Genomic DNA, 13581 nt, shown 5'->3' on the forward strand with positions numbered 1-13581 from the left:
CTCTCGCTAAAAATTGAACCCGTCTGTGATTCCTTGCAGGCGGGTCGTGTCTTTTTTGACGTAGTACATCTCGGTTATCTGCGAGGTGCTGTGGCCCAACAAGTCGGCTACCTGGCGAGGTGATAAGGCGAGAATCGTGCCATCTGGCTGTTTCACGCCATTTATAAGCTGTGTGGCAAAATGGTGTCTGAGGCTGTGGAAGCCCTTCTGCTCTATCCTTGCGGCTTTCAAAATTCTGTAGTACCTCTCGCGGAAATTGACCGGCCTGGTGTAGTCGCCATTCTCGTTGCTCACAAGGGGCGCTGTGGGGCCGAAATCGCATTCCTGGCGTAACTCCTCTATCGTGGTATAGCTGCCCCATTCAGGGGCACACGGTGCTTACTGGTGGCTGTTTTGGCCTTGCCTACTTTCACTTCCCGCCCCGGAACGTATCCCGTCCCCTCACGCCTGCACACCTCTTTTACGTTCTGGCGCACTTCCAGGTATCTGCCCTCAAGATTGATATCGCTGTTGAGAAGGCACAGCAGTTCACCTGTCCTAAGCCCTGTGTTCAGCATGAGAATGTAGGCTGCTGGCTGTTGGTACTTAGGCTTTCCATTGCTGAATCGGCTGAATGCCTCAGTTTTGAATTTTTCTATTTCCTCCGGCGTGAATATTGTTACGGTTTCCTGGGTAGGTAAATCCTCTTTGTTCTGCGCTGTCATGTAATTGGACTTCTTTATCATGGGTACACTATTCATAGGGTTCTTGGAGAGAATTTCTTGCTGGGTCAGGTAGCGGAAATATTCTTTGAGGACGATGTAAACTTTCTTCACCGTGGTGTAGGCGTAGTCCTCATTCATCCAGTGGTTCAGCACTTCTTTGAGGTCAGCTGCGGTGATGTCACCTACCACCTTATCTCCCAGCAGAGGAAAACCCGTATTCTTTGTTTAGCGGTGCAAATTTTGAGCCGCGCGCTCGCCTGTAAAAGTGGGTCCGGGCTACTGCCCGGTTCATGTGCCGTCCGACAACGTAGGACGAGTGCTCTGCTTGCCCTGCCCCATGGATAGGGTTTCTCGCGCATATACTTGCACTTCCTCTCGCATAATTGTGTCTTCTTGACCGACCCTGATTTTCAGAAAGAAGAATCTCTCAATTTGCCCCAACGGTCGGCTCTGCCGTCCGATGTTACCCGCGCGGTAGGTCTCACCTGTCGGTTCGGTCGGCGCTTGACGGTCCCCACTGGGGACCAGCGCCCCGCGCTTTAACCTGCTTGTCTTTCTGACTGTTTTCTGCACCCTTTAATGCTGGATAATCTTTCATAGTCCTGCATACCTGCTCTTTATCTGGCCTGGCAACAGTTTACGGTAATTGGGTCATATTACGCTATTTTTATTTGGCTCTAAATGGCTTTTCGTTGTAAACTCATGCCTGCCAGCTAAAAGAATAACCCACAGAATTCCCCACCGACCGTTGCTTTTATTCACCCAAACGATTATAATTTAAATATATGCTTTTGCAGGATTACACACAGGCTGCGCTGGAGCTGGGAGGATACGCGCATGAAGCGAATTTTGATTATTGAGGACGACGAGGCGATTCGCGCTGGATTATGCCGGTCTTTGGCCTCTGATACGATGGAGGCGGTGGGCGCGGAGGACCTCGCCTCTGCCGCCCAGCGTATGAACGCTCAGCAGTTTGACCTGCTGCTCCTTGACTGCAACCTCCCCGACGGCAACGGCATCGACTTCTGCCGCGAGCTCATGAGCAAAATGTCGATCCCGGTAATTTTCCTCACCGTCCGCGACTCAGAGATCGATGAGGTGGCCGCCTTCCGCGCCGGGGCTTGCGACTACGTGAAAAAGCCCTTCTCCCTGATGGTGCTGCGGGAGCGGATCGCCGCCCTGCTGGAACGCAGGGAGAAGCGGAGCGACCTGTATGTGGACCGGCGGTATCGGTTCGACTTCGGAGCGATGGACTTTTCCGTGGACGGCGAGAGGGTGTATCTGGGCGCCACAGAGTGCAAGCTGCTGGCGGTGCTGGTGAAGAACGCCGGCCATGTGCTGTCCCGGGCGGCCCTGACCGACGCTCTCTGGGAGGGCGGCGAGGAACTGAACGAAAACGCCCTGTCCGTTACAGTCAGCCGCTTGCGGGGCCGGTTAGGTGAGAAAAGCATCAGTACCATTTACGGACTGGGCTATATGTGGGTAGGTGACAAAACATGACGTTGCTTTTCCTCGTTGTTTGGCTCATTCTGACAGTGGTGTTCTGCCTCGTGAACAGTCTTTATGTGGGCAGCATCTGGCCCACGGTTTGCTATGCGGCACTTTCCGGCCTTGTCACCGTGGGCTTTGCGATGTATGAGAAAACGCGGAGGCAAAGGCTGCTGGACGATGTACAGAAGGCGCTGGATGGGAAAGATGATTTTGCCGCCCGGGAAAGCGGCCTTGCCCCGCTGGCCCGGCAGCTCCGGCTGAAACGCGGCCAGGAGGAGGCCCGGGACCGGCGTGTTACCCAGAGCTACCGCAACCTGGCCGCGCTGGTCTCCGACATTGCACACCAGTGCAAAACGCCGTTGACGGCTACACGGATGTACGCCGAATTATTACCACCTTCCGCTGAATCGGCGGCAATCGCCCAGCAGGCCAGCAAGCTACAGTTTCTCCTGGACGCTTTAGTGAAACTCTCTCGTTGTGAGGGTGGGCTTATTGAAGAGAATGTGCATCCCACGAAAGAATCGGTGGAAACATTGGTAGCCCAGGCATTATCAGCCGTTGTGCCGGGAGCTGAGAGGAAAAGCATCGTCCTGTCCGTAGAAATTCCCGAAGGATTGACCGCTTTGCTTGATATGCGCTGGACGGCAGAGGCATTGGGGGCGCTCCTGGATAACAGTGTCAAATACGCGCCGGAAAACTCGAAAATTACCGTTGCGGCTCAACGGTATGAGACATACATCCGGCTAGACGTCCTCGACGAGGGCCCCGGTATACCGGAGGAAGAGCTGCCGGAAATTTGGAAAAGGTTTTATCGCGGCAAGATGACCCGGGGCGCTTCCGGCGTGGGGATTGGCCTTACCCTCTGCCGGATGATCGTGCAGGCACAGGGGGGCCGGGTACTCTGCCAGAACCTGGAGGGCGGCGGGTGCCGATTCAGCATTTTTCTGCCCGCTGAATAGAGAATCTTTCAAAACTGAAAGATTTCGTTACCGTCTCGAAAGATTCGTTTGTTATAATAGGCAAAAATCAAAGAAAGGGTACAAATTATGCTGATACAAACGGATCGACTGACAAAGATTTATGGGAACGGCGACAACACCTTGCGGGCCCTGGACAGCGTTACCCTGTCCATAGAGCGGGGGGAATTTGTGGCGGTGGTAGGCTCCAGCGGCAGCGGCAAGAGTACGCTTTTGCACCTGGTGGGGGGCATTGACTGTCCCACAGAAGGCACAGTCACCATCGACGGCACGGATCTCTACTCCCTCAGGCCCGACGAGCTCACCGTGTTCCGACGGCGCTACATCGGCTTTGTGTTCCAAAGCTACAACCTGATCCCCGGGCTGAATGTCTGGGAAAACATTGTCCTGCCCCTGGGGTTGGACAAGCTGAAAGCCGACCCGGAGGAAACCGAACAGCTTCTCTCCACCCTTGGCATTTACGAAAAAAGGTATGCCCTGCCCTCCCAACTCTCCGGCGGGCAACAGCAACGAGTGGCCATCGCCCGAGCCCTTGCCACAAAGCCCCACATCGTCCTGGCCGACGAGCCCACAGGGAACCTTGACAGCAAGACCAGCCTTGAGGTCATGCTCCTTTTGGAAAAGCTCAACCGGGAGCTGTCCCAGACCATTGTCATGATAACCCACAGCGAGGAGCTGGCACAGATGACCGCCCGGCGCATCCGCATCGAGGATGGGCGCATTATTTCCGACAGCGGGGAGGGCTCAAAATGATTTTCCGGCTTGCGCGTTTGCAGATTAAATCTCACCGGCTGCGCACCGGGTTCGTTGCCGTGGCGGTGGTGCTCACGGCGGTGCTGTACATGACAGTTATCAGCTTCGCCTACTGCGCTTTGGATTCCGTACAGCTCTCCAAAATGTTGGCATCTGGCTCCGATTTTCACGCGTCCATTTTTGATATGGGATATTCTATCTCCGGAGAAGCCTTGCGGGAGGAAATTCAAAGCGCCCCCGAGGTTTCGGAAACCTTTCTGGTATCGTCTGCCCCTGTGCATTGGGAGGAGCCGGCAGAGACCAATAACGTTAAGCAAGGAATTGGCGTGGTTTTTGTGGACATGGAGAAAGCTCTCCCACACTTCTTCATGACGCTGACCGCGGGCCGGTTCCCCCGCACAGGAGAGGAGATATTGCTCTGCCGGGAGGCGTTCCCCACGCATTCCATTGGCGATCAGGTCCGATTTTCCATTATGAGTATAAGTGCGGAGCCGCTGGAGAGGACCTACATCGTTTCCGGCTTCTACCACAGCGACGCGGACGTGCCGCCCCCGGCGGTAGCGCTGTATGGGGAGCATGTGGCGGAGGAATTGGAGCTGAGCGTCATGATGAACTTTCACAGCAGCTTCGGGATAGAGCAGCGGCTGGAGGCGGTGACAGAGCGGCTTTCCCAATGGGAGGTCCCGGGAGAGGAGCAGCGCACCCAAATCAACGGAGCCTATGTGGGTGCGGATTTGGGCAACCTCCTCCAGCCGGATATTGTCCTGATGATGCTCCTGGTGATAGGGGTGCTGTTCTTTGCGGCGTTTTTGCTCATCTACAATGTCTATTCCATCGCCCTGACCCAGGACATGCGCGCCTTCGGACTCTTGAAGGTCATCGGAATGACCCATAGGCAGATGAAAAAGCTGACCCTTATGCAGACCGGGCTTATTGCCTGCGGGGCGCTGCCCGTGGGGCTTCTGCTGGGATATTTCATTGGGTTCCGGCTGCTCGCCCCTGTGTTTATGAGCATGAGCGGAGAGGTGCTGCCCTATCGGTTCAGCCCGATTATTGTCCTGCTCAGCGGGGGGCTTACGCTGTTTACGCTGTTCTTCTCGGCGCTCCGGCCCCTGGCGCGTATCAAGAAAATGACGCCCATACAGTCGGTTTCGGCTGAACTGGAAAGCAAAGCTCCCAAAAAGGAAAAGCGCAGGGAAGCCCCCGCCTCCCCCAGAAGCCTGGCTATGGCGGGGCTGCGTCGAAGCCGTGGCCGGATGCTGGTCACTTCCCTCTCGGCGGTGGTGTCCGTGCTGCTGTTTATATTAGTGGGTGCGTTCACGGAAATTGACACGATGATTGGCGGAAAACAGTTGGGGATGTTTGACGTGGAGCTGGGGCTGTGGGACGGGGGCCGCAATGGCCTTATCCCCGAGGAGCTGACAAAAATCTCAAAATTCGTGGCGGTGGAGCCGGATATCCTCGATAGCCTTGCCAGCTCTGACAACGTGGAGGAAACGCGGCTCCTGCGCTTCCAACAGATTGACGCGGACATCACCCCCGGGCTGGCGGAGGAAATCAGGGACTTTATGACGGGGTCGGAATACGACTTTGTGCGGAAGGAATACCAGCATATTCTTGACACCGGCAGTGTAAAAGCCGCAGTTCTCTCCCTCCCTGACGAGCTCTGCCGGGAGATCATCGTGTCCCAGGAGGACAGGCTCAATCCAGCTTACTATGACGGAGAGGAACTGTACGACGGCCGGCACGTATTCTGTGTTTCCACGGAAAGCGATGGGCTGACGGCCTATCTGAATCTGCGCCTTTCCTCCGGAGACGCGCTCTCCTCAGACAACCTTAGCAAGGATTATCGGGTTATTCACCTGGAGCTGCCCTCCGGTCTCTGGACGGCGCTGGGAAAGATTTGCGGAAGACTCACGGCGAACTCCGCCGGCGTGGAGGAAATGTTTTTCCTGCTGCCCGAGAGCGTGTTTGAGAGGGAGTTCCCAAACGCGCCGGCGTTCACGGTACTTGTAAACGCGAAAGAGGGCCGGTCGGACGCGCTTCTGGAAGAGGTGCAGGCTCTGATTGAGGGGCGCGGCGTGGGCTCCGGCGACACAAGTTTCGAGTATCTTGTGGGCGGCAAGCTCACCAACATGAAAGCATTGCAGGAACGGCTGGGGGCCATCCAGCTTACCGGCTACAGCCTTTGCGGAATCATCTTCCTAATTGGGCTTTTGAACATGGTGAACAGCGCCCTTACATCTACGGTACTGCGGCGGCGGGAGTTCGCCATGCTGGAGACTGTAGGCATGACCCACGCACAACTTCGCCGGATGCTGCTGTATGAAAACAGCGTGGGCGGGTTGTTCGGCCTGGTGGCGTTTACGGTTGGGTCGGCTCTCTCTTATGCGCTGCTGGCGCAGATATTCGACGTGAAAGTTTCCGCGATATCCTTGCCCGCGGCGGGGATACTGGTCCTGCTGTTTGTTGTCGGGTGGGTCACAGCGGAACTATCCTTCCGAGCGGCGACTAAAGCTTCATTGACCGAGCGGGTGAAGTGGGAGGAATGATGGGGAAGGATCGTGCTTGAAGCTATCGTTTTTTTATGCTATACTGAAATCACAAAGGGGGGATTCTCCATGACGCGAAAGGTTTACACAATCAATGAAATCAAAGGTATCGTTGCGCCAACTGCAAAAAAGCATGGCGTAAACAAGGTGTATCTATTTGGCTCTTATGCCCGGGGCGAAGCCACTCCCTCCAGTGATGTTGACCTCTGCGTGGACGCTCCTGCCCTGCGTGGGCTATTTGCTCTGGGCGCGCTATATGCCGACTTTGAAGAGGCCCTTGGGAAAGGACTAGACATGGTCACCGCCAATACTTTAGGCAAGGAAACGAATATTGTATTCACGGAAAATCTGCGAAAGGATCAGGTGCTGATTTATGAGCTTGCCCAGTAAAGACCGGCAGATTTTGGAGCATATCTTGCAGTATTGCCACAAAATCGACCGTACCGTGGAGCGCTTTGGAGATTCATTTTAGGTGTTTGCGGATGATTCGGATTATGCGGATTCTGTCGGTATGAACCTGCTGCAAATTGGCGAATTGGCCGGCCGATTTTCAGAGGATTTTGTGGCACGGTCAAAAGAACAAGGCGTTAACTGGCGAGCAATCAAAAATATGCGGAATATGTTTGCCCATGATTACGGAGCTATGGATATGGAACGGGTCTGGGTGACTGTTATGGAGGATGTGCCAGAGTTGGAGGCCTTTTGTGAAGCGCAGTTGAAGGATGAACCTTTCTGAGTTTTCTTTGTTTAGCGGCACAAATTTTGAGCTGAGCGTCGATCTTTCGGGGTCGAGATTTTGGGGTATCATCAATAAATCATCAAAACTTATCGGGACGCGAGTTTTGGAAACACAAACGGCTCAACCGTGCGGAAAACTGGCTGTTATATGTCCGCTCATGTCTTTTCCACATCCACTCCAAAACCGCGTGCCGAGGGTTCGAATCCTTCTGCCCCTGCCATCCTAAGAAAACCAAAAAGATATTTGGGCAAAAAACCGCGTGACTAACGCGGTTTTTTGCATCTCGAAAGCCTGGATTTCAAAAGTGCGAAAACGTGGATGTAAGTAAGCGAAAAATAGATACGAACCCTCGTAAAAAAGGAAAAAAGCAAGAGCGGTTCCCATAAGGAGCCGCTCTTTGAAATAATTAATGCATTAAATTGGCCAACTGGTTATCGGCACAAGTCTTGTGCCGCATCATTCCAAGGCGCGCAATCGTCAGCAGAGGTTCCTACCGGCAGCCGTTCCAATAAGAACTGGAAGTACCGGAAAGGCCGCAGGCCGTTGGCTTTAGCAGTCTCCACAATAGAATAAGCGACTGCACTGGCGCTGGCTCCTCTGGGCGTGTTGGAAAACAGCCAGTTCTTCCGGCCCACGGCAAAGGGCCGATAGTAACCGCAAGGTTACTATTCAGCCCGCTCCGCACGGTTGTTGGACAGTTCCAAGCGCCCATCCAGGAACACGTGCATCAACCACTCTTTTTGCTTTACGGCATAAGTCAGCGCCGCGCCATAGGCAGACTTTGGCACGGGGTTGCGGTCATATTCATTTTTGGCCCAGGCAAAGAATTCCTCTGCTATGGGGAAAGAATACTCTTTCCTTGCCTGGAACCGCTCCTGGAAAGAGAGCCTTTTCTCCGTGTATCCAGCTTCCAGCTCAAACAATTTGTTGCAGTAACGCAATCCAGTCTGTGCCGGATGCTTTTCCCTCGCGTCTTTGGGCAGAGTTTTGAGAGTATCTGTGAATTTTCTCCTCATGTGGGCCCAACACCCAACCGCGGTTATGTCCGGCGGCAGCTTACAATGGTAGGCCTCATACCCATCGGTGTGGAGGAATCCTGAGAAACCCGTCAAGAAAGCCTTGGCGTGCTCCCCGGCCCGGCTGGGCTGGTAGTCATACAGAACCACCGGCCTTTCACTGTCCCCAGAGGTCCGGTAGACCCACACATAGCTTTTTTGTGTAGCTTTCCTGCCATCTTCCCGCAGCACGGTCAGTGTGGTCTCGTCCGCGTGGAGTATCTCGTTAGAGAGCAGTTCACTGCGCAAACGCTGGAAGAAATCCTCAAACCACCTCTCATGGGTGGCGATCACCCAGTTTGCCATTGTCTGCCGGCACACCGATCCGCTGAAATTCCTGTTCCTGCCGGTACAACGGCAATGCCAGCGCATATTTGTTGTTCAAAATGTGCGCAAGCAGGCTGGGCGAAACGATCCCGCTGCCAGGGAGGAGCCCCGCTGGGACTTCGCTCTTTTTCATGGGCGTGGCTAACGCGTTTTTCTCGCAATTCCGGCAGCTGTAGGCCGTCTGGACGTGCTCCACTACCTTGTACTGCGCCGGGACATACCGCAGTTCCCTCCGAACAACCTCGTGGCCGCAGGCATGCATCTCCCCGCCGCATACCGGACAAACCTGTTCTCCCTCTGGCAGCTCGTGAACAATTTGCTCTGTTGGCAGCTTAGAAAAGTCCAGTTCCCGTTTCCCAGCCTGCTTTTTCCTCTTGTATACGATCTGCTCTAAATCAGGCTCTGCTGCCTTAGGATCTGCCAGCGTTTCCGGCTCATTGAACAGCGAGGTCTGTTCCTCCAGTTCTACGCTCTTTTCGCTGGACGGCCCAAATTGTTTGGAGCTGCAAATGACGTTGGGCCTGTCGTCCCAAGTCACTTGAACTGCCCTTTGAACCAATCCACCTGCTTGCGCAACTCCGCTATTTCTTTGTCCTTCTCGCTGACGATTTCCTGCCACTGCGCGGCGCTTTTCCCTGTGTTTTCCATAACTTAATTATACCAAAAACAAGAAAAACTGCAATAGAAAAAGCCCATTTTACCTGGGCTTTTTCTCCTTGCATGGCACAATTGACCGGCTTTTTAAATACTCAAATTCTTTCTCCGTTATTTCCAATACCTTTCCTGCTTCAGCTGGCGGCCAAGGGTAGCTCCCGCTCTGGGCACGGCGCTTGCTCAGGCAGAAACCCGCCCCGTCCCACTCTAAATATTTTATCATGGTGCCACTCAAATCACGAAAAACGTACAGATTTCCGTCATAGGGGCTGTGGTTCAGTTGATACCGGATGATCCCCAGCAGCCCGTCCAGCCCCGTATACATGCTGGTTTCCCCGCACACCAGCCATACCCTTTTCCCCCGTCTTGGGGGTGGGGATTTTTTGCTGGCCTCATGCAGCTGTTCCTTCCAATCCTCCGCGTTGGTGTACCGGATGCGCCTCATGCCCCGTTTGTGGCCAGGGTCATGCCGGGCTGCTGCCGCGCATTCCCGGCTGCAGTATTTCTGCTCTGACTTGACAAACGTGCTGAATCCCTCTCCGCACCAGCCGCAGACCCTATCCTCCCTCGTCTGTGCCATGGCCTGCAAATAACACTCCCGGCTGCAGTACTCCCCGCCATGCCACCTTTCGCTGGTGAACTCTTTTCCGCAAAACGCGCATCTGCGCATTCCCGGCTCCCTGGACGGGTTTGCCTTGCGATATTCCTTCCACCACTCTTTCCGGCACTCGTCGCTGCAAAAACGCCGGGTCTTGCAGTTCCAGTCCAGTTCAAATTCTACCCCGCAATTGGGGCAGACCTGTTTCCCTCGTCCCTGCTCATGCTGCTTTTCCTGCCTCTGCTTTCTATGGTACTCCTGGCGGCAGCGGTCGCTGCAAAAACGCCTCCAACGGCCGCGCTCTCCGCTCTGCTCCACGGGGGCTCCGCATTCCGGACAGACGTCCACTTTGCCCCCATAATACCTCTTGGCGTTATGGTATTTTATTCTGCACTCCGCGCTACAGAACTTCTGGCGGCTCTTGTGGCAGGTCGGCTCAAACTCTTTCCCACACCGCTGGCATTTGTGCTCTGTTCCCATTCCTTATATCCTTCGTTTTTCTTCATCCCTCCTTCATTATACCGCCTTCTTCTTTTCTTGCGTAGGTTCGTATCTATTTTTCGCTTACAGATGAAAATTTGGCCTTTTGGCTTTGCGGCAGGAACCGAACCCTCACAACAACAGAATAAGGAAAAACGAGAGGGTCAGCGGAGATAATCCGTCGGCCCTCTCGCCGTAAAAATACATAGCCGGTCGCTTGGAAACTTTCCCTGAAAACAAGCGACCGGCTTTTTTTATTTCAGGAAGGAGCTGAACCTATGATAACCCTAAAAATCTGGCACGGCCCCATGCGGGCCACGCTGACCCTCCCCCTGCGCGAAGCAGAGATTCAAAAGGCGCTCGTCAAGGCGTTCCACACTGCGCCCTTCAAGGTCACCGCCGACGATATGTCTCCAGAGGCGCTGGCCATGCTGAATGGGAAGGAGATCGATCTGGACGAACTGAACTTCCTCGCCAAAAGCCTGGATCGGTTCACCCCATACGAGCAGGACCAGTTTTGGGCGATTGTACAGATGGAGCAACCGTCAGACCTCAAAGCGCTTATTAACCTCGCCTTTAATATGGAGAGGTACACGTTGGTGCAAAACGTCACCGACCTGGCCGCTGTGGGAAAGAAGTATCTGCTCAATAAGATGGGGACTCTGCCCGCTTCCGAAATTGACAACCTCGACTTCGAGCAGGCAGGCCGCGAACTGCTGACCAGCGGAGATGGAACTCCCACCACCTACGGCCTGCTCTTCACGAATGAGGACGTACCGTACCGCGAAGTCTACCACGGCGCAACTTTTCCCTACTGCGAACCTCGCCGGGACATTATCGCCGTTGCAAAGATGGAGTACGGCCCCAAAACCGAGTACCTGTACTTGCCGGAAGATGAACTCGCCATCATCAAGGCCGCCCGGCGGATGGGAGCGCCGTCCCCGGATATGTGCCGGGTGGCGTTCACGGATTTTATGCTGGACGCTCCAACCTGGATACAGCATCTGGAAACCATGCTGTGTGAGCATGGCCTCGGGGTGGCAAACGAACTGGCTGACGCATTTCCGAGAACCACAGAGGGCTTTGAAAAGCTGGCGGCGGTCGTGGAGTATGCCGACGTTTCCAGTAGCGGAGAGGTCATGAGAATAGCCCGGCATCTGGAGGATTTTGTGTTCATCAAAGACGCGGAAACAGACGAAGATGTAGGCCATCACTTTGTCAGTTTTGACAGCGAGTATCGCGCTTCGCCGGAGTTGGCAGACTATATCGACTTTGACGCCCTGGGCAATCAGATCAGTGAGGATCGAGAGGGGCAGTTTGTGGAAGGAGGCTTCGTCTGCATGGACAGCGGCTGTTCGCTGGAAATGATTTTAGATGATGACCTGGACCTTGCGATGAGGGGGATTTAGCATGATAAAAGTCAAAATTACCAACAAAACCGGGGCAGCCCTTGCGCGGGAACTGCCCACCGACATTCATCAGCTCTACCACGATATGCGGGAGGCGGGTATTAGTAAGCCTCCGAAAAACATTCTGCTCCATGACGATAAGGATGTAGAGGTAAAGCTGTCCTCCGACAGCGAGATCGGTAGCCGCCTGCTGCGGGTGTTCGGCAAGAACGACACCCTGGCCGACGCCAACACTGTGGCCTTCGCTGTCAGCACCGCCAGAGAGGAAATTCTCACAGACTTGGAACAGAATATCGTCCACAACCAGTATCTCAGCAAAGAAATGTTATTCGACGATATCAAGGCCATGACCCAGGCCGCCGGGCCGGTCAAGCTGACGTTCTACTGTCCATTGGTGGGCCAGCTTGACGATGGTGAGTATGACGAGTATATCGAGATTGGCAGCGGATATCTCGTCGATCACCTCCACCAGCAGTTCCACCTCGTCGGCAAAGGTCATGCCGTCCTCGATGAGATTCTGCCGGGTGGAGCTATAGGTGCTGCCGCTCATGTCACGGGCCACGGCCTCATAGCTTAACCCCTGACCAGAGGACACAAGCCTTTGCAGCAGTTTAACGTAGGTAGCGGCATCGGTAGCCTGACCCTGGGGGTTGATCATGTCCACCTCATCCCCCGCGTTCAGTTCGTTGACCATGCCAGGAGTAAACATCTGCCGGGAGTAAGTCTTTCCCGTCTGCCCGCCTGCGGCGCGGCCCAGGCCGGTGGGGTTCAGCCTCTTGATGAACAGCGCCACGGAGGCAAAAATCCGCTGCTTGACGTTTTCTGCCACGATAAATTCGTTGGCGTCCCGCACCCGGGGCAGCGTGGGAGCCATGTCGCTCATTTCCCTCAACTGGGAAGGCCTGCGCTTGCTGAAGTAGAAAATAACCTCCTTCGCCTCCACATACACCGGCTCCGGGGACGTGATGCCATCGATGGAATACTGCCGGAACCAGTAGCCCACCGGCTTATTGTAGGGGGTATACTCAATACCCCCGCACACGCGGTTGCCCTTGTGCTTTGCCACGATGGTGCTGCCGTCCAGTTCGTCCACCTCCATCGCCTGGAGCTTGAAGAGTAGAAGGCCGTCCCCGGTGTACCTCTTGACGAAAAGCATACCGCCGTCCACCTTTTTCCGGCGGACGGCCATACGCAGCATCTGACTGAGGCTTTGGGTGCCGGTGACGTCGCAGTTGCGCTTTTTACACCACTGGGCCCAGAGCTTCTCTATCTCATGGTTTAGCTCCGGCTTGCCGGTCTCCGCCTGCAAAGTAAAGCCCCCGCCCACCACATTGCGGACGAAGGCTCCCATCACCCCATTGAGCATATCTGAGTTGCGCTCCAGGTCGCGGGCTCTGGCGCGTACCGTATCCCGGATGTAGCGGTCGGTCTGTTCCGCGCTGGTGTTGATAGCCCGCCAGTTCGCGTTGAGCCGGGAATCGTCCCCGGTGTCGTAGTGGCGTAGCGCGTCTCGCCATGCCTGCCGGGCAAAGCCCCGCTGGGGGCTGAACCAGCTTACAACTTGGTCGATTATGTTCATTTTATCACCAACTTTATTTCTGAAAAGTATTGACAATACGTGTTGCACGTGTTATAATAATCTTGCAAGGAGGGAAGAACATGAAAGACAAAGACCTGCTGAAACTTCTGAAGAAAAACGGCTGGGAAGTGGTCAGGATACACGGAAGCCACCATGTTCTTCAAAAGGGGGAGGACACCACCGTGCTCCCCCTCCACGGCAAAGATGTTCCCACAGGCTTGCTAAACAAAATTCTAAAGGACACGGGGCTCAAATAGTCCCAT

Annotated in this window: 12 protein-coding genes and 2 pseudogenes; 8 read left to right on the forward strand and 6 right to left on the reverse strand. The window is 54.7% G+C overall.

Annotated elements, in window-relative coordinates; genetic code table 11:
* Positions 1 to 6: 6 nt before the first annotated feature.
* Complete coding sequence (locus ADH66_RS11105; RefSeq protein ID WP_066540869.1) at positions 7 to 294, reverse strand: tyrosine-type recombinase/integrase; 288 nt, start codon at positions 292 to 294, stop codon at positions 7 to 9.
* Positions 295 to 338: 44 nt separating this feature from the next.
* Positions 339 to 893 (reverse strand): tyrosine-type recombinase/integrase, encoded by a 555-nt coding sequence (locus tag ADH66_RS11110; RefSeq protein ID WP_066540867.1) that lies wholly within the window; start codon positions 891 to 893, stop codon positions 339 to 341.
* A gap of 648 nt (positions 894 to 1541) precedes the next feature.
* Here ADH66_RS11110 and ADH66_RS11120 point away from each other — a divergent pair.
* From ADH66_RS11120 to ADH66_RS11145, 6 genes are all read left to right on the forward strand, one after another.
* Positions 1542 to 2204, forward strand: a complete 663-nt coding sequence (locus ADH66_RS11120) for a response regulator transcription factor (RefSeq protein WP_066540865.1) — start codon at positions 1542 to 1544, stop codon at positions 2202 to 2204.
* Complete coding sequence (locus tag ADH66_RS11125) at positions 2201 to 3154, forward strand: sensor histidine kinase (protein WP_066540863.1); 954 nt, start codon at positions 2201 to 2203, stop codon at positions 3152 to 3154. Before ADH66_RS11120 ends, ADH66_RS11125 begins: the two co-directional genes overlap by 4 nt.
* Before the next feature lie 84 nt (positions 3155 to 3238).
* Positions 3239 to 3925 carry an ABC transporter ATP-binding protein gene (locus tag ADH66_RS11130; protein WP_066540861.1) on the forward strand — a complete coding sequence of 229 codons (687 nt, stop codon included), beginning with the start codon at positions 3239 to 3241 and terminating at the stop codon, positions 3923 to 3925.
* Positions 3922 to 6477, forward strand: coding sequence for an ABC transporter permease (locus ADH66_RS11135; RefSeq protein ID WP_066540859.1), 2556 nt, complete (start codon positions 3922 to 3924; stop codon positions 6475 to 6477). Before ADH66_RS11130 ends, ADH66_RS11135 begins: the two co-directional genes overlap by 4 nt.
* 12 nt (positions 6478 to 6489) lie before the next feature.
* On the forward strand, positions 6490 to 6867 hold the full coding sequence (locus tag ADH66_RS11140) for a nucleotidyltransferase family protein (RefSeq protein ID WP_157130709.1): 378 nt from the start codon (positions 6490 to 6492) through the stop codon (positions 6865 to 6867).
* A gap of 82 nt (positions 6868 to 6949) precedes the next feature.
* A complete protein-coding gene (locus ADH66_RS11145) occupies positions 6950 to 7213 on the forward strand; it encodes a HepT-like ribonuclease domain-containing protein (RefSeq protein WP_084384528.1) in 264 nt (87 codons plus the stop codon).
* Positions 7214 to 7647: 434 nt separating this feature from the next.
* On the opposite strand, the pseudogene ADH66_RS21780 reads toward ADH66_RS11145, so the two are convergent.
* From ADH66_RS21780 to tnpB, 3 genes and pseudogenes are all read right to left on the reverse strand, one after another.
* Positions 7648 to 7863 (reverse strand): annotated as a pseudogene (locus ADH66_RS21780) (transposase domain-containing protein); the annotation flags it as partial.
* Positions 7864 to 7881: 18 nt separating this feature from the next.
* Positions 7882 to 9136 (reverse strand): annotated as a pseudogene (gene tnpC / locus ADH66_RS21785) (IS66 family transposase).
* Positions 9137 to 9295: 159 nt separating this feature from the next.
* Positions 9296 to 10330, reverse strand: a complete 1035-nt coding sequence (gene tnpB, locus ADH66_RS11165) for an IS66 family insertion sequence element accessory protein TnpB (protein WP_084384527.1) — start codon at positions 10328 to 10330, stop codon at positions 9296 to 9298.
* A 278-nt stretch (positions 10331 to 10608) separates the two neighbouring features.
* On the opposite strand from tnpB, the gene ADH66_RS11170 reads away from it, so the two are divergent.
* The gene (locus tag ADH66_RS11170; protein WP_066540852.1) at positions 10609 to 11739 is read left to right on the forward strand and encodes a hypothetical protein; all 1131 of its coding nucleotides are present in this window, start codon (positions 10609 to 10611) and stop codon (positions 11737 to 11739) included.
* A 325-nt stretch (positions 11740 to 12064) separates the two neighbouring features.
* Here ADH66_RS11170 and ADH66_RS11175 read toward each other — a convergent pair whose 3' ends face one another.
* A complete protein-coding gene (locus ADH66_RS11175) occupies positions 12065 to 13318 on the reverse strand; it encodes a phage portal protein (protein WP_066540850.1) in 1254 nt (417 codons plus the stop codon).
* Between the two features lie 80 nt (positions 13319 to 13398).
* Here ADH66_RS11175 and ADH66_RS11180 point away from each other — a divergent pair, with 80 nt between their 5' ends.
* Positions 13399 to 13575 carry a type II toxin-antitoxin system HicA family toxin gene (locus tag ADH66_RS11180; RefSeq protein WP_066540846.1) on the forward strand — a complete coding sequence of 59 codons (177 nt, stop codon included), beginning with the start codon at positions 13399 to 13401 and terminating at the stop codon, positions 13573 to 13575.
* The last annotated feature ends 6 nt before the right edge of the window (positions 13576 to 13581 follow it).

It is taken from the genome of Acutalibacter muris, assembly GCF_002201475.1.
Taxonomy (GTDB): Bacteria; Bacillota; Clostridia; order Oscillospirales; family Acutalibacteraceae; genus Acutalibacter; species Acutalibacter muris.